At 39.0% G+C, this 16,987-nt stretch carries 19 protein-coding genes; 5 read left to right on the forward strand and 14 right to left on the reverse strand.

Annotation, left to right across the window (positions count from 1 at the left end; all coding sequences use genetic code 11):
• Window positions 1-88: 88 nt before the first annotated feature.
• Both PQ578_RS16830 and PQ578_RS16835 read right to left on the reverse strand, forming a co-directional pair.
• Window positions 89-580: a universal stress protein gene (locus PQ578_RS16830; protein WP_224884493.1), complete on the reverse strand. Its 492-nt coding sequence runs from the start codon at window positions 578-580 to the stop codon at window positions 89-91.
• A gap of 112 nt (window positions 581-692) precedes the next feature.
• Entirely contained in the window at window positions 693-2,042 is a 1,350-nt protein-coding gene (locus PQ578_RS16835) for a TrkH family potassium uptake protein (RefSeq protein ID WP_273835585.1), read from the reverse strand.
• 132 nt (window positions 2,043-2,174) lie between these two features.
• Between PQ578_RS16835 and PQ578_RS16840 the strand changes: the two genes are divergently transcribed.
• From PQ578_RS16840 to PQ578_RS16850, 3 genes are all read left to right on the forward strand, one after another.
• A complete protein-coding gene (locus PQ578_RS16840; protein ID WP_273835586.1) occupies window positions 2,175-3,749 on the forward strand; it encodes a GAF domain-containing sensor histidine kinase in 1,575 nt (524 codons plus the stop codon).
• 13 nt (window positions 3,750-3,762) lie between these two features.
• Entirely contained in the window at window positions 3,763-4,419 is a 657-nt protein-coding gene (locus PQ578_RS16845) for a response regulator (RefSeq protein ID WP_273835587.1), read from the forward strand.
• A gap of 133 nt (window positions 4,420-4,552) precedes the next feature.
• Window positions 4,553-5,101, forward strand: coding sequence for an NADPH-dependent FMN reductase (locus PQ578_RS16850; RefSeq protein ID WP_224884501.1), 549 nt, complete (start codon window positions 4,553-4,555; stop codon window positions 5,099-5,101).
• A 45-nt stretch (window positions 5,102-5,146) separates the two neighbouring features.
• On the opposite strand, the gene PQ578_RS16855 is transcribed toward PQ578_RS16850, so the two are convergent.
• The 11 genes from PQ578_RS16855 to PQ578_RS16905 form a co-directional block, all read right to left on the reverse strand.
• Window positions 5,147-6,229, reverse strand: coding sequence for a Ger(x)C family spore germination protein (locus PQ578_RS16855; RefSeq protein ID WP_273835588.1), 1,083 nt, complete (start codon window positions 6,227-6,229; stop codon window positions 5,147-5,149).
• Window positions 6,226-7,320, reverse strand: a complete 1,095-nt coding sequence (locus PQ578_RS16860; protein WP_273835589.1) for a GerAB/ArcD/ProY family transporter — start codon at window positions 7,318-7,320, stop codon at window positions 6,226-6,228. The genes PQ578_RS16855 and PQ578_RS16860 overlap by 4 nt, the downstream gene beginning before the upstream one ends.
• A 24-nt stretch (window positions 7,321-7,344) precedes the next feature.
• Window positions 7,345-8,835, reverse strand: coding sequence for a spore germination protein (locus PQ578_RS16865; RefSeq protein WP_273835590.1), 1,491 nt, complete (start codon window positions 8,833-8,835; stop codon window positions 7,345-7,347).
• Between the two features lie 121 nt (window positions 8,836-8,956).
• Entirely contained in the window at window positions 8,957-10,399 is a 1,443-nt protein-coding gene (locus PQ578_RS16870) for an NADP-dependent isocitrate dehydrogenase (protein WP_273835592.1), read from the reverse strand.
• 260 nt (window positions 10,400-10,659) lie between these two features.
• Window positions 10,660-11,235, reverse strand: a complete 576-nt coding sequence (locus PQ578_RS16875; RefSeq protein ID WP_273835593.1) for an SCO family protein — start codon at window positions 11,233-11,235, stop codon at window positions 10,660-10,662.
• A gap of 160 nt (window positions 11,236-11,395) precedes the next feature.
• Complete coding sequence (locus PQ578_RS16880; RefSeq protein WP_273835594.1) at window positions 11,396-12,169, reverse strand: SDR family NAD(P)-dependent oxidoreductase; 774 nt, start codon at window positions 12,167-12,169, stop codon at window positions 11,396-11,398.
• Window positions 12,170-12,243: 74 nt separating this feature from the next.
• Complete coding sequence (locus PQ578_RS16885) at window positions 12,244-12,561, reverse strand: ArsR/SmtB family transcription factor (protein ID WP_098446544.1); 318 nt, start codon at window positions 12,559-12,561, stop codon at window positions 12,244-12,246.
• A 94-nt stretch (window positions 12,562-12,655) separates the two neighbouring features.
• Window positions 12,656-13,102, reverse strand: a complete 447-nt coding sequence (locus tag PQ578_RS16890) for an NUDIX hydrolase (protein WP_273835595.1) — start codon at window positions 13,100-13,102, stop codon at window positions 12,656-12,658.
• A 155-nt stretch (window positions 13,103-13,257) separates the two neighbouring features.
• Window positions 13,258-13,398 carry a hypothetical protein gene (locus PQ578_RS16895; RefSeq protein WP_160921092.1) on the reverse strand — a complete coding sequence of 47 codons (141 nt, stop codon included), beginning with the start codon at window positions 13,396-13,398 and terminating at the stop codon, window positions 13,258-13,260.
• A 23-nt stretch (window positions 13,399-13,421) separates the two neighbouring features.
• Window positions 13,422-13,544, reverse strand: a complete 123-nt coding sequence (locus tag PQ578_RS16900; RefSeq protein WP_255462049.1) for a hypothetical protein — start codon at window positions 13,542-13,544, stop codon at window positions 13,422-13,424.
• A gap of 105 nt (window positions 13,545-13,649) precedes the next feature.
• The gene (locus tag PQ578_RS16905) at window positions 13,650-13,940 is read right to left on the reverse strand and encodes an ArsR/SmtB family transcription factor (RefSeq protein ID WP_160921200.1); all 291 of its coding nucleotides are present in this window, start codon (window positions 13,938-13,940) and stop codon (window positions 13,650-13,652) included.
• 317 nt (window positions 13,941-14,257) lie between these two features.
• Between PQ578_RS16905 and ctaG the strand changes: the two genes are divergently transcribed.
• On the forward strand, window positions 14,258-15,163 hold the full coding sequence (ctaG, locus tag PQ578_RS16910; protein ID WP_273835597.1) for a cytochrome c oxidase assembly factor CtaG: 906 nt from the start codon (window positions 14,258-14,260) through the stop codon (window positions 15,161-15,163).
• A 457-nt stretch (window positions 15,164-15,620) separates the two neighbouring features.
• Here the strand turns inward: ctaG and PQ578_RS16915 are convergent, their stop codons facing one another.
• Complete coding sequence (locus PQ578_RS16915) at window positions 15,621-16,085, reverse strand: hypothetical protein (RefSeq protein WP_273835599.1); 465 nt, start codon at window positions 16,083-16,085, stop codon at window positions 15,621-15,623.
• Between the two features lie 145 nt (window positions 16,086-16,230).
• Between PQ578_RS16915 and PQ578_RS16920 the strand changes: the two genes are divergently transcribed.
• Entirely contained in the window at window positions 16,231-16,965 is a 735-nt protein-coding gene (locus PQ578_RS16920) for a TraR/DksA C4-type zinc finger protein (protein ID WP_224884522.1), read from the forward strand.
• Window positions 16,966-16,987: the final 22 nt, after the last annotated feature.

Here is a 16,987-nt window from a genome sequence, read left to right on the forward strand (position 1 = left end):
ACATAATGTTAAGTAAACATAACTTTTAGTTATTTTTATTTAACATTCTTTCACAAAAAAAAAGCCTGGTTTCCCAGGCTAGAAATTCCTATTTTACGATTAATACTGGACAGGGAGAATGTTGGGCAACTTTTTCACTAACGCTTCCAAGCATCCATTTTTTTATCCCACTTAACCCCCTACTTCCTATTACAATTAAATCTGCCTCTATCATTACAGCTAGGTCCACAATCTCTTTAGCAGGATCACCGCCTCTTACTTCAGAGTGAACATTCACTCCCATGTGATGAAGCGTTTCCTTTACTTCACGGAGTATGGCTTCTCCTTCGCTTCTTTCAATCATAACGCCGTTCTGCTCCTCAGGAACTGGAGATGGAACACCAGCATGTCCTTCATTGCCAATACTGCCTGTCCCATAGGGTATTCTTGTCGCTGGTTGAGCCGAGAGTTTATTTGATTCTTTTGATACATGCACTAAATGAATAGAAGCTTTGCTTAGTTCTGCTAATTTAACCGCTTGATGTAAAGCTTTTTCACTATCTTCAGAACGATCATAAGCGACTACTATTTTTGAATACATGATACCTTCCTCCTTAGGAATTAGAAGTAGTATACATATACCCCTGCCTAGAAGAAAATAACAGCTCTAATGAAAACGTATTCCTAACGATATATTTGTCACACAAGTCTCATTATCCGGTAATAATTGGTTCTTTCGGATAGTGATAATGTTCAACAGGAGCATTCCCACGCATCATTAGCAAAAAGGAAATAATACCGATTCTTCCTACAAACATTAGAAAGATAATCACACATTTTCCAGCAGTACTGAGCTCAGAAGTAATGCCAAGTGATAAACCAGTCGTTCCAAAAGCTGAGGTTACTTCAAACACAATCTCAGCCAACGAAAATGTTTCTGTTGCTGAAAGAACAACGACTGCTAGACCACAAAGACCCGTCGCCGTAAAAATCACGATAAACGATTTAATAATATCATCATGAAGAAGCTCTCTTCCAAAAACTTTGATACTCTTTTTGCCTCTTGCAAAATGAATAACTGTTAAAACAGCAACAGCAAATGTAGTTGTTCGAATTCCTCCTCCAACACTACTAGGAGATGCTCCGATAAACATGAGCAAACTTAATACCATCTGAGTTGAGAGAGTAAATTCACTTACATCCATCGTAGCAAGCCCGCCGTTTCTCGTTGTAACGGATTGAAACAGGGAATAGAATAGTGCTTGATCCCAAGATTTATCCGCCATAAAATTTCCGGCTTCTAAAATCCATATGAGTACAGTTCCTATTATAATAAGTGCAAAGAATGTGACGGTTGTAACCTTGGTAAACAAAGTAAATCGATAAGCTACAGTTTCTCTCTTTTGAAATAAATAATCTTTCAATTCAATTAGAACAGGGAATCCGATCGCACCCAAAATAAGTAAGATCATGTTGATCGTTTGAACAAAATAATCATTTGCATATGGAACAAGTGAACTTCCCGTAATATCAAATCCTGCATTAGTTGTAGCACTTACTGCAGCAAAAAAACCTTGCAGAAATGAATCTTGCCACGAATCATAATACTTTAATAAGTAGATGCCAAGAATTATTGTTCCAATCGCCTCAAATAAGAGAATGAGTCCAAGGATTTGTCTCATTAATTTTACTAGTCCAGCTAATGTCCCACGATTCTGGTCCGTACTAATCAACTGGCGTTCTTTCATTCCGATTTTTTTACCCATTAACAACCAAACAAAAGTTCCAAGAGTCATAATGCCAATTCCACCGAATTGAAGAACAAACGCGAGTATGTAAGTTCCGACCGTACTAAACGTATCAGCGGTTGAAACAACCGTCAATCCCGTCACACTAATGGCACTTACCGCTGTAAACAAGGCATCGATAAAGTCCCACTCAACATTTGCTTGGTGGGCAATTGGGAGACTTAAGAGAACTGTCGACAGTACAACAGCCAATAAATAGAAAAGAACAATCAGTTGAACTGAAGAAAGTTCTGTAGCTTTTTCTTTAATTTTCATATTCTTTCCCTCCCCGTTCTCTAGCATGATCATGACGCTAACAAGCTCTCTTGTAAATACCACTCTTTAGAGAATAACCTCGTCTATAGTATAATAAACGTTGTCAATTGTTCGAATATTGGGGGAATAGCAATGGGTGATGAACGAGAATTATATACCTTAAAAACGATTGCAGAAACATTAAATCGTTCGACAGATTTGAAGCCTATGCTTCAAGCTGTTCTTGAAGATTTATTAAGTGTTACCGGATTAAAGACTGGTTGGATTTTCTTATCAACTGATAAAAACAAATTTACGTGTGAAGCTGATGTCAGACTACCCGCTGCTCTTGCTCAACACGATAAAGAACCGATGTGCAAAGGCACGTGTTGGTGCTTAAATAAATATTGGGACGGGCGATTAAATCAGGCCGTTAATATTATAGAATGTAAACGCCTAGAAGATGCTGTGCATTTTAAAACGGGTGATACGGAAGGACTGACGCACCATGCGACCGTCCCATTAACAGCTGCCGGAGAATCATTTGGATTATTAAACGTTGGTTCCCCAGGTAAAGAGTCGTTTTCTAACGATGAGTTGACACTTCTTGAGTCCGTTGCTTTTCAAATTGGTACTGCTATTAAACGAATACAACTTTATCAAGATGAACAGAAGCGAGCGGAAAATTATTTAAAATTAGAAACATTAACGAGAGAATTATGGCGTCACGAATGTGCCGATGATCTCATTAGTGCTATTGTGCAACGTACTGGAGAGTCATTCAACTGGCCTTTAGTCGGCTACTTTCTGAAAAGCAAACCGAATGATGTTCTCCATTCGATCTATAAAGATGGAAAACTAAGCGTGGTGAACGAAGCTTTTTCTGCAGAAACCATGCAAGAAATGAACGAGGCTGTTCAAAACGAAAAACCAGTTGCGCTCAAAAAGAACACCTTCCTCCTTCACCCAAATCCTTCTATCATTCACGCATTAGAAGTGAAGGTTCGAGACGAGCATATCGGTATATTATTTGTGATTGAGGAATCCTTCTCTAAAAGTGATAGGGAAATCTTACGAGCAGTTGCCGACCATATGGCTCTGGCCATCGAGCAATCACGTGTTAATGAGAAAAGACAGGAGCTTATCCTTTCAGAAGAACGAAATAGACTTGCAAGAGATTTGCATGATTCAGTGAGCCAAAAACTTTTTTCATTATCTATGACTGCACGTGGTGCACGAAATATTCTTAACATGCCAAGTGTACTAAGTGATGCATTACAAGATATTCAACAGCTCTCTCAAGAAGCGATGCAAGAAATGAGAACATTAATTTGGCAACTTCGACCTGTAGGGATTGAAGCCGGTCTAATGACATCGCTTAAAACCTACGCGATTGGATTAGGTCTCTCTCCCACTTGTGACGTCTCTGGCTTTAAACTTCTTCCTCGACCAATTGAAGAAGCGCTTTTTCGAATCGGACAAGAATCACTTAACAACATACATAAGCATGCAGGAGTAAGTGAAGTTACCCTTTACCTCCAAATTACTGAACAAGAGGTCTGTCTTACAGTTTTTGATAAGGGTAGCGGTTTTAATCCAGAAGCGGTTGGAGATTTCACACTTGGGCTTAAAGGAATGAAGGAAAGAGCCTCACTACTTGGAGGTACCTTTTCGATTGTTAGTAAACGAAAGAATGGAACAAAAGTTCAAGTTAGACTTCCAATATGAAAGAGGGATTAACATGGAGAGAAAAATAAAACTACTACTAGCCGATGATCACCTTATGGTAAGAAAAGGATTGCGCTTTTTTCTTGAAACACAGCAGGATATTGAGATTATCGGAGAAGCAGCAAACGGAACGGACGCAGTCAAACTAGCTAAAGAATTAAACCCTGATGTTATATTAATGGATTTAATTATGCCAGAAATGGATGGCATTGAAGCAACTAAACAATTAAAGAAAAGTCTTCCTCATATCAAAATTATTATCTTAACAAGCTTTTCAGATCAAGATCATGTTCTTCCAGCCATAAGGGCTGGCGCAGAAGGCTATCAATTAAAAGATATTGATCCTGATGAATTGATTCACACGATTCGTGAAGCCAATCGTGGTAATCGCCACCTCCACCCACTTGCTACAAATCAGCTTATGTCACACCTGACTCAGAAAAGCCCGGCAGAAGAAGAGCGAAAACTCTCCTTGCTTACCCCAAGGGAAAAAGATGTATTAAAAGAGATCACGTTAGGAAAAAGCAATAAAGAAATCGCATCAGCTTTATATATTACGGAAAAAACCGTTAAAACACACGTGAGTAGCATACTATCAAAACTCAATTTCCACGACCGGACTCAAGCTGCTCTCTATGCAACAAAATTCAACTGGTTTAAAGATTCCTAAGACTAAAGTACGAGAATTCCCCCTCCTTATTTCCGATGCAAGTTTCACAAATTTTTAATACGCTAATAGGAGATTGATTTACTCACAATTGAGGTATGAAAAGAATATAGAGATAGTAGAAAGGAGCTTCACAATGAAAGTAATGGTTATGAATGGCAGTCCTAGAGACAAGTCTATGACACGAAATTTAACAAATACTGTGACTGATCAGTTAGATGAGAAAGGAATTGAGGTCCTTACATTCGATGCTGGCTTCCATGACCTTCCATTATTTAAAGGAAAAAAAGAAGATCTGGATCACCCAGAAGTCCAGCGACTCATCACCAATGCTACAAAAGCAGATGCGTTTGTCATCTGTTCACCTGAGTATCATAACGGGATGAGTGGAGCATTAAAAAATGCCCTTGATTTCTTAGGAGGTTCTCATTTCAAATCTAAACCTACCGCTTTAGCGTCTGTTGGTGGCGGTGGAAAAGGTGGCATTAATGCTCTTAATAATATGAGAACCGTTATGAGAGGTCTATATGCTTTAGTGATACCTGATCAGTTCTGTGCAGATCCAACATGCTTTGATGAGAAAGGCTATATGGTTGAAACAAAAGCAAAGGAACGACTTACAATCGTAGTGAATGAGCTTGTTTCCTTGACGTCAGTAATCGAGAAGAAAATTGAAGTAAAATAACCACTTTATAGCGTACTTGATTAAGTGCGCTATAAGATTCATTTTTTATTCAATCACGCCAGATTCCGTAACCGTTACGTTCATTTGAAATGAAATATCCATGTCAGGATATTTCTGTCTCCAATCCTCCTTATTAAAATCTCCTCTCGTGACACTTCTTACAGCATTACCAAGTCCAAGTGGATCAATATTTTGGGTTTGAAATTCTTCAATCATTTCCATTCCCCTTTTTTCTATATCTTCTTCCATCGCCATTTCAATTTCTTTTAACTTAGCAGGCGTAAGCTTCTGACCGGAATATTCTTTAATAACCCCAAGAACTTTTCCATGAATTTCAATTTTATTACTCCCCACTTTCTTTAAGTTAAGGTTTCGCTTTGAAGCAATATTATATATAGCTGCATGTTCTTCTTCATTTATTTTGACAGTAAAAGAATCATTGCTCGAAAATTTCTGATGAAGAACTTTAAACGTGAAAAGATGTTTGGCATCAATTGATCCAACCATTCGATCTCCTTGAAATAGAGCAAGCCCAGTGATTTTCACCTTATCTTCATCCAGTTCAACTAGAGGAAGGAAAGGATCATTGCCTTCAGAATAATAATTGTACAAAAAATCATGAAGGTTAGTTTCCGGGAGCATTCCATGCTTGCTATTGTGACTCAGGGTATCATGAATAAATGTACCTGTGTCGACATTACCATAGTTTGTCCTTAGCAACGTTTCCATATCGCTACTTGAAACCCCTAAAAAAACTCTCGATCCTATAGAAGGATCTCTTTGAAGCGTATCTACTAATTGAATAATGCCTTCTGTCTCCGCAATGTCTTTACTAAATAGCGCGACTTCCAGTTTCCCACTTACGAACGGTTTAGGAGATTCTGAATTGTATTGACTTCTTATTTCTTTACTAAGTGCTGCTGTTTGAACAAAAACACTATTATCAATTCTTCCATCAGCTTGATATTGAGGGGCTACCGCAACCCCTTTTATAAGACCTTCCTCGCTTTCTTCTTCTGGAAGATCATAGCCAATAATCGTAACCATTTGAATATCATCCAGGATACTTCTTTGAACACATCCTGTTAGGAGTAAGATACTCACAATGAAAATGAACAGTCGAGTCATCCCGATCTTCCCACCTTACTTTTGATGTACTGAAAGACAAATACAAATGGTACATAAATGTAGACAAAATAGAAACCGACCTTACTTGTATATTGATTCAAAAGGTCGATACTTTCTCGTCGTGCAAACAAACTGCTACTAATTAAGATAAGGACTAGTATTGGAATGGTTGCGTTTTGCTGACTAACGCGTGACAACCTTCTAATCCCTCTACCAGCAGCCCATATGGTGATGCAAAGATTCGGTAAGATCACAAGTGCCCATGAAGCAATTCCGATATATTCAAATCTCTGTACAAAAGGCATTTCAGCAATTTTCCAAGTCGTTAATGTTGCCCAAATCGTTTTTTGGAGTTGTTCAGGACTAAAGAACGCGATTGTCGTGATCATGACAGTCGTATAAATAAAAACAGTCAATAAATGACCACCTTGCGCCCAACGATGTGATTTTTCTGGCTCTTTAATAAATGGCAGATACATGAAAAGAGTTGTAAAACCTAAATAGGAAAGGGAAGCTCCTTTGACTCCCTCATACAACTCCATTAAGGAGTGATTGAAGATAGGAAGTAGATCACGAAAATGTCCATAGAACAAAGGAAATATCATGGTAAGAACCAGGTAAAAAGGAATGACAACCCCAAAAAAGGAGATCCCAGCTACCACTCGAAAACCTCCAGATAAACAATAGTAAACGAGGAGTAAGAACACTGTTCCAAAAATCCACTTATTTAAATCTGGAAACATCCAAACTTGAACCACCTCAATATACGTTCGTAGAACCGTTATACCCATCGCAATAAAATAAGCGATAGCAATCAAGCTTAGTAATCCACCGATCCATTTTCCGAAAAGGTTATGGTGTAAGGAGATGAGATCCCCCTTTTCCTTCATCATAATTTTATAAATCAGAAAAATGATAAGGTTCAAGCTAAGTCCCGCTGCCAATACTGAAATCCAGGCATCGTTGCCTGCATATTTGGTACTAATTCGTTGAAATCCCATTACCCCTACGCCTACTTGGACAGAATGGACGAGGTAAAAGACGAGAAATGGAGATACCTTATATTGATCTTTTACTTCTGGTCCTGCCATATAAGAAGCATCTCCTTTCTCATCTTATTCATGAAAATCATTTTTCTCTTTTTCAGTAACAGGTTTAAATCGCACGGTATCTTCTGATTGCAAATGAAGCGGACGCTTATTCTGGAATTTTAAAGGCAGTCTGATAATCGCATCTTTTAAATCCTGAACACGTAGGGGATAAAGCGGCTCAAGAAAAGGTCGACCTAAGGATTTGAGCTTAAGAAGATGAGCGATTAAGAAGCAAAAGCATATGGTTACCCCAAGAAGCCCCCACAGATGAGCGAATAGAAGAAACGGAAAGCGTGTTAAACGAATCGTATTACTCATTCGATAAACAGGGGTTGTAAAAGAGGCCAGTGCTGACAGCGCGACAATAATCAGCAATACGTTACTTGTTAATCCAGCTTCAACCGACGCTGTCCCAATCACAATACCTCCTACAATACCAATGGTTTGCCCAACTTTGGTAGGTAACCTTGCTCCAGCTTCTCTTAATAGTTCAATTGATAATTCTAGAAAGATCGCTTCTAGTATTGGTGGAAGCGGAATGCGCTGCCTTGAACTAACTAACGTACCGAGTAAATCTTTTGGAATTAATTCATAGTGATAGGTTAACGTCGCTACATAAACAGGCGTAACAAGTATGGAGAATAAAATAGCAAAAATACGAATCAAACGAGCACTGGATGCTACGATCCAGTTAACAAAATAGTCTTCAAATGCAGAGAAAAACTCGACCAGAGTTGTTGGCCCGATCAATGCCTGTGGTGAACCATCTGAGAGTACCACAACCTTCCCTTCACATAAAACAGATGTAGCCCGATCTGGCCTCTCAGTATCAATCAGTTGCGGAAAAGGAGAATTTTTATTATCAGTAATTAACTGCATAATGACAGAGTTATCCACAATTTGATCGACCTTTATATCTTCAAGTCTTTGTTTAACCGTATTAACGTTCTCTTCGTTTGCAATACCATCAAGGTAGAGAACGACAACTTTTGTGTTTGTCAGCTTGCCAACCGTTACTTCATAGGCTTTTAGTTCATAAACAGGCAGGCGCTTTCTAATTAAGTGCAAGTTCGTATCAAGTGATTCAACAAATGCTTCTTTGGAGCCGACCACTGTAAATTCTACTTCTGGTTGGGTAACAGCCCTTGCCTTTTTAACTTGTGATGGAATAAGGGCACATTCTGTTGCATTTGCATTTAATCGAATAATGACGTAGCCTCGCATCACCTTCTCACAGATCTCTTTCAGATCGCTCGAAAGAATAACACCTGGGATCGGCACCCTTTCTGGTATATCCTCCAATGTCTTTAATGGTTTTTCTACTAGGTATGGAAGGATATGATCATTTAATTCCGTTTCGTGAACAAGCGTTTTAAAGTAGTAAATAAAAAATGAACTATCCTGTTGCTTGCTTTCATAATGGAGAAAATCGCCTGAGTCCTGGAGATTGCGAATAAGCTCAGGTAGGTTTTTTAATTTTTCTGGAGAACGACTTTTTTTCAACCATCGAAACATTTTATTCACCACACATTCACGGTTTCTCCATGTAGTTTTTGCAATTCAGTTTAATTTATCCAATTCCTAAAAAATGTGCAGTAAAATAAAAAAGCGTGCCGATTTGGCACGCTTTCGTTCCTTATTGTCCTTGTGCTAATGAATAGGCAATTTTCCCATCAAAGCGGTATAAATTCTCAATCTTAATCCAGTCTAAATCCTCCGATTCAACTTGTGTTAATAACTCACGAATTGCGCCCTGCGTTTCTTTCTTTCCTTCAATTGGTTGGAATCTACAGCGCCAGTGATCGGATAAAAATGTTTCAGAGAATCCGTTTGGATATACTTTAACACCACGATTTGTCATCATCACAAATTCATGATTGCTAGCTGATGCTGCACGCGTAAGCTTCTCAGCAATCTCGTCAATCGTTAATGTATTATTAAATAAAAACACGTCTGTTCCATCAAGTTCACGTTCAGGAACATAGTTTGGACGATTTGTTTCTTCTTGATCATCAGCCACTTCTTTACTATATACGACAGGTTCTAGCACTGAAGGAGACTGACCAAGCCGCTCTACAACAGCATTAGCGAATTCTTTCGTTCCAACAGCGTCTTTTCCTTTTGCAATATCACCTGTTAAGACACCGTCCTCAATTGTTTTCAACCAGGCGTTATGAATCTTCTCTGCTGCTTCAGGCTGTCCAATATGCACGAGCATCATAATTGCCCCATGAAGAAGACCAGATGGATTTGCAATTCCTTTACCAGCAATATCAGGAGCGCTTCCGTGAATCGCTTCAAACATCGCAATTTGATCTCCGATGTTTGCAGAACCTGCTAAACCAACGCTTCCTGCAATCTGAGCTGCAATATCAGACGCAATATCACCATATAAATTCAACGTTACGATCACATCAAATTCTTCTGGTGAATCAGCAAGGCGAGCCATTCCAATATCGACAATGTAACTATTTGCTTCAATATCAGGATATTCTGCTGCAATTTCTTTAAATACCTGATGAAAAAGACCATCACTCAATTTCATGATATTATCTTTTACAAGACAAGTTACTTTCTTACGATTATTTTTGCGAGCATATTCAAAAGCATGACGAACAATTCGCTCAGAACCTGGGCGTGAAATGAGCTTCAAGCTTTGCACAACGTCTGGCGTTTGCTGATGCTCAATGCCTGAGTAGAGGTCCTCTTCATTTTCGCGAACAATAACAAGATCCATATCTGGATGCTTGTTTTCAACGACAGGATGATAAGATACGCAAGGGCGAACGTTTGCATATAATCCCATCGCTGTACGTATCGTTACGTTTAGGCTCTTATAACCACCGCCCTGTGGTGTTGTAATGGGTGCTTTTAAAAGTACTTTTGTTCGACGCAATGAGTCCCATGCTTCTTGAGGAATACCTGTTGAATTACCGGTAAGGTAAACTTTTTCTCCAACATCAATAAATTCAGGCTCAATCTCAGCCCCAGCTTGTTCTAAGATAGTTAGTGTTGCTTCCATGATTTCCGGACCGATTCCGTCTCCGGTTGCTACTGTAATTGGACGCTTTTCTGCCATGATCTTCTCTCCTTCTCTGGTCTGTCAGCACTGAAAAAACCGGCAAGCTCTAGTAGAAACAATACCGAATCTTCCTAATATAGTGAACTTTCCATTCTTCAAGCTTCTTCAAACCTTTGCCTAATTCATGGAATTAACCAACATTTTGTTATCGCTTTCCAAGGTTATTATAGAAATCATGTTCTTTTTTGTCAATTTTACAGAGTTTTTGACTTCCCCATAAAAAAACCAGTCCTTTTTCTTGAAGGACTGGCTTTAACTTATTGCAAAGCTTTAACGTCATCGACAATTTCTTCATAAGGAACATTCGAAACGCCAGAATACTTTTTCACGACCACGCCATCTTTATTCACAAGATAAAAAGCAGTGCCATGAATAAATTGATCTGAATTTGGATCTGCATCTACAGCCGTTTTAAAACTACTCTCTGCGAAACGTTTAATCTCCTCATTATCGTAACCAGTTAAAAAGTGCCAGTTTGATAAATCGGCATCAAATTTCTTCGAGAACTTAATTAATTCTTCAGGTGTATCTCGTTTTGGATCAACAGAAAAAGATACAAGCTCTACATCCACATCCGCTCCTGCAAGCTTATCCTGGAGTTGGGACATATTTGCTGTCATAGGCGGACAAACTGTCTCACAATTTGTGAAAATCAAATCAGCAATCCACACTTTTCCATCCAAATCACTTAATCCAAACTCGCTATTCGTCTGATCCGTATATGTAAAGTCCTGCACTTCCCAATCAAGGTCGTCGGGAACATCCTTCCCACAAGCAGCAAGTATGACCAGTAGTGTCATTAATCCCGTAACGAATAAGAAGCGTTTCTTCATTAGATTAACCTCCATAAAAATTGGAATAATATACTCTCTCTACCTTATCTCAAAATAAGGAAAGTTGCCATATGATGATTAAGATAGATGCGATCATTTCATGAACATAAGCATGAATCTATAACGATTCATGCTTATCATTAGATTAAGCAAATATCATCTATTTTTCTTGTTGCATACGCCTCACGATTCCTGTTACAACTTTTCTAGGAATGAAGCGGATTGATTTAGCTAGAATTTTATTCTGTGTACCAGGAATAATGATACTCTTTCCGGTTCTTACTCCTTCATATCCTGCTTTTGCGACAGACATGGAATCCATTGTACCTCCATCAAAAAGTTTTGACTTCCCAAGGTTAGCACGGTTACTAAAATCGGTTCTTGTCGGCCCAGGGCACAAAATTGATACGGTGACCCCTGTCCCCTTCAACTCATTCTCGATCGCTTCTGAAAAAGAAAGTACATAGGCTTTCGATGCATAATAGACTGCCATTAAAGGACCAGGTTGAAATGCAGCTGTAGAAGCTACATTTAGGATGCTACCTTTACCGCGTTCTGTCATCTCTTCCAAAACTAACTTCGTCAAATGAGTTAGAGAGTTAATATTTAAATACAGCATGTCCAATTCCTTCTGCAAATCGGTTTCTACGAACTTACCGAATAGACCAACACCTGCGTTGTTCACTAAGTAATCTACTTTCTTTCCAAGTCCTTTTACTTGTTCAAATAATTGACCAGCAGCTCCAGGCTTTGCCAAATCACTAACGATTAGATCAACTTGTACACCATATTTTGATAATTCTCGTGCTCGTAACTCTAGCTTCTCTTTACTTCTCGCAACTAAAATTAAGTGTATGCCATCTTTTGCGAATAACGTGGCAATATCTGCCCCTAGACCTCCAGATGCCCCTGTAATTAATGCTGTTTCGGACATATCAAATCCACCCCTCATTTATTTCTTAAAGTTTAAACATTTAAACATATTATATAATAAAGAAAGTAGAAGACTTAAAAGCAAGTCTCTTCTACTTTATCTAGTAGCATTTTCAATATAGCTACACCATCTTCAAGTTGAAGAGAATAGAAACGTGTTGTTCCTTTCTGTTCGACTGAAACAAGGCCAACTTCACGCAGAATTTTAAGATGATGTGAAATCGCTGGACGAGACAGGGTTGATTGCTCGGTAATCTCATTCACGCTTAGACAATCGTGTTCACTAAGTAACAGGATAATATCTTGCCTGTAGGGATCGCCAAGCGCCTGAAAGATCGGCGTACTTTTACGAAAAAGCTGACGCGCTTCATGATGGTCATTTTCTTTATTCATCACAGTAAGCCCCTATCTGTTTAAAAGTTTAAACATTTAACCTGATTTAAGCATATCCGATTGTCATAAACCTGTCAATGGACTTTACGCTAAGCTAATAGCCTAACTGTTTCAGCACAATTTGATGATTTGGATTTATGTTGTCTGGCAAATCATTGATTTGAAAATACCTCACTTCAGATACTTCCTTCTCGTCTAATCTAAAATCATTACTTGCACACTGCCCAGAATAGACAGCAATCACACTAAAAACTTCATCCCCATTTGGGTATTGGTAATAAAGATTCTCTCCAGAAAAAACCGATTCAAAAGTTAAGTTTTGAATGGTTATTCCCAATTCTTCATACGTTTCACGAGCTACCGTTTCTTCGAATGACTCTCCTGGCTCCATAAATCCGCCTGTTAATCCCCATCTTTTATTATCGGTCCTTTTTTGCATAAGAAGATTTGATTTTGATTGATCAAATAGCAGAATTGCTACACCTGGTAATATAAGTGGTCGACTCCCGACAAGCGCTCTAAGTTCCTGAATGTAATCCATAGCTCCTCCTAGAGAATAAATAGTGTTCCGGTTTATGAAAAAAAGCCTCTCGATCTATCGAAAAGGCTTGCTACCCATTACTAAACGCCCAGACCCAGTAGACTACTCCCCAGACTGCGCTTAACGCCAATAAAATAATCAGGAGACGAATATTTTTAGTTCTCATTATTCTCAATCTCCTCTTGCTCAACGGATTTTTCTTTCCGCTTTAACATGTATAAGAAAAATCCAAACATACCAAACACAACAAAGAAAAGTCCCGTTGACATATAAACTAAAATTGACCCTATATCCATATTAGCTCCACCTTTCTCAGGTACTATCCGCTGTATGATAAGTAAATAGACAATACCCCAATGACAATCATCGTTATAAAAGGTAGAACAAAGGCTAGGAAAATAACAGCAGATTCCGTTTTGTGCTGTTTTATTTTGGATAACACGAAGCCATTCTCCTTTCACTTTATCATTCACATCAATAGTATATCGGATATTCGCTTACCTTTTCGCTGTTTTCTTGAACGTTTCCGTACTATTCTAACATAAGTTCAATCATGACATGCATGATGAATCGCTTGATGAAGCAATGCCATCACATGTTGGTCATCAGGAGAATAAAAGATACTTGTTCCTGCTCTTCTGAACTTAACTAATCGTAAGTTCTTCAGAAAGCGAAGCTGATGCGACACAGTCGACTGTGAAAGATGAAGGACATCTGCTATTTCACTAACAGCACATTCTCGATCAGCTAGTAAGTTCAAGATCCGTATCCTTGTGGGATCACCAAGAGCTTTGAAGGTTTGTGAAACAATAAAAAGCGTTTCTTCATCTAAATCCATTTCTTCATTTGTAAGATCCTTATCTTGATTATCCAAGCGAATCTCCCCCGTTTCATTATATGAACAATTATTCATATATCATTCTGTTGTCATTGTATGAAAGTCATCAGTCAATTGTCAACATCAGGCTGTCACGATTCCTTCACAGAAACTCTTGAACCTCCCTTGAGTTCACCTTCAATCCTTTTTACAATAGAAAGAGAAGAAAAAGTAAAGGCTTTCCTATCATACGATAGGATGCCTGTTCATGATGTGGTATGATGAAAACGGTCAACATTTACGGAACAGTATTATGATCATAGATGGAGGTGTTCCTTATGTGGGAACAATTAACGAGCACGTTTTCGTTTAGTGCTCTCTGGAGCCCTGGAATTCTCGTAGCTGCGATTGTTATCGCTGGCTTCTATTTACTTCTTACAGGACCCTGGAAAGATAGCTTTAAAGACGCAACACCCTTCCCCCTTTATAAAAAGATCTTCTTCTTAATTGGGGTTGCCTTATTTTACATTGGACTCGGTGGACCTTTATCACTAATGGGACATTTATTACTCAGTATTCACATGACTGAAATGGCTCTTGTCTATTTAGTGGCGCCACCTCTTATTCTCGTTGGGACACCCGCATGGTTGCTTCGACCATTACTAAATGTCAAAGTTATTCGCAAAATCGTTCAATTTTTTACTGTCCCAATTATTTCACTGCTTTTGTTTAATGGATTGTTTTCTTTTTATCACATACCAGAAATATTCGACTACTTAATGGTCCATTACACAGCTCAAAATTTCTATAAAGCAGCTCTGATTGTGACAGCTTTCGCGATGTGGTGGCCACTCGTTTGTCCAGTACCTGAATATGACACGTTATCAGGTGTAAAGAAGCTCGGCTATATTTTCGCAGATGGCGTTCTACTAACACCAGCATGTGCACTAATCATTTTCGCAACTACTCCACTTTACGCAACCTATACAGACCCGACCGTATGGGCCAATGCAATGGGATACTGTGTCCCTAGTGGCACAACCGTATCACCTGAACTATTTGACCAATTCAAGCCGCTAGGAATTATGGAAGACCAACAGCTAGGCGGAATCATCATGAAAATCATCCAAGAATTATCATACGGCAGCGCCCTCGGCTACATCTTCTTCCAATGGGCAAGAAAAGAACGCGAAAAAGACGCCGAAGAACTACAATCACCCGAATTCAGAATGAGCGAGATTTAATAGAAAAGCGAAAGTGGGCGGTTAGACACGGCAGGCACTGGAGCCTTTTCATTTGAACACGGTCTTTGTGTTCATTTGATTGGGTGAAGCGATCGAGACCCTGCCCACTGCAGCTGGATCTCATGAAAAGCGAAAGTGGGCGGTTAGACACGGCAGGCACTGGAGCCTTTTCATTTGAACACGGTCTTTGTGTTCGGATGAAAAGGTGAAGTGACCGAGTGTCTGCCCACTGCAGCTGGATCTCATGAAAAGCGGAAGCCTCCGTTAAGACCCGGCATGCACTGGAGCCCTCCAAATTGAACACGGTCTTTGTGTTCGAGTTGGAGGGTGAAGTGACCGAGGGTCTGGAGGCTGCAGCTGGATCTATGAAAAGCGGAGACGAGCGGTTAGAAATTACACTATAACCCATCACTCAAAAGCCATGAAGCAAGTTTGCTTCATGGCTTTTTTTGTCCCTTTACACATAGCGAATTAATAAAGTGCGTACTAAACTTCCTACCCCCACTCCCAAAACAATACCGAAAATAGCCACAAATGTTGGCGGAAAAGGAATACCCCCTATATTAGAAAATATGACTCCCACAGTAGAAAAATAAGCACTGGAAACAAAGGGGAGTGACAGGTATTTCCTTACTTCTTGACCGGACTTTTCTAAAGCACATAAATAGCTTTCATAAATGGCAAATAGGTAAACACATGGATAAAACATCGCCCACTCATAATTAGTCACTTCAATCGCTTGAGTGGATTTCCCTTGAAAACTATAAAGAATATTCATGTTTAAATTTGCATTTACATTGATGACAAACTCTAAAACAATAAAAAAAGCACCTTTTAAATACATTTTATTTAAGATTTGTCCAAATCCGGGAAAGGCAATACTCCAAAGAAGGACTTCAAGTGGGTACACGTTTCTCTTCATCTCATCACCAGCTTCTCATCAACTACCTCGTTACTTTTTCCAATTTAATGGTATTCCATCCATCCCTCATGGAATTATTTTCAGAAGTAACTCAAGGTCTTTTAGTTCATACTACGTACATAAACAAACGAAAGGAGATTTTTCAATGCTAACGACAGGTCAACTCCGCTCATTTAAAAATACGATTCAAAAACGTATTCGAGCACTCAATGAAGAATTGGTTGATAATGATGAGTTTGGAATTTCTCAATCATTTGTCCAACATTCTACGGGGGAACTTTCAAATTATGATAATCACCCTGGCGATACAGCTACAGAACTTTATGAGCGAGAAAAGGATCTTTCATTGAATGAACATGCGAAACAAGAATTAGCTGAACTTAACAATGCACTTGAACGTATAAGTAACGGCAAATATGGTAGATGTGAGATATGCGGAAATGAGATCTCCATCGAAAGGCTTTCCATTCTCCCCACTGCCAAAACCTGCGTCGAACATAGCCCGTCACAAAAAACGTCAAACCAAAGACCTGCAGAAGAAGATGTACTTGGTCAATCATTCAGTGAGCATATAAATGATGATGAAGAATCGAATTTTTTTGACGCTGAAGACTCCTGGCAACGAACCGCAAGATACGGAACATCTGAAACCCCTTCTGATTTTAATGATCAGCAAATGAGCTATGATCGCATGTATATCGATTCGAATGAACTAAATGGGTATGTTGAAGAAATCGAAACTTTCTTATCGGCTGATATTGACGGTAAACCCACTGGTGTCGTTCCTAATGAACGGCACGAACGATATGAGGATCAATTGGATGACTATGAAGAACAGGCTTCAGAAGGAATGATTGAAGATACTGATTTGAACAAGTGAAAGAAGCAGCCCATTAATTTGG

The organism is Guptibacillus sedimenti (assembly GCF_028610665.1).
GTDB classification, from domain to species: domain Bacteria; phylum Bacillota; class Bacilli; order Bacillales; family Guptibacillaceae; genus Guptibacillus; species Guptibacillus sedimenti.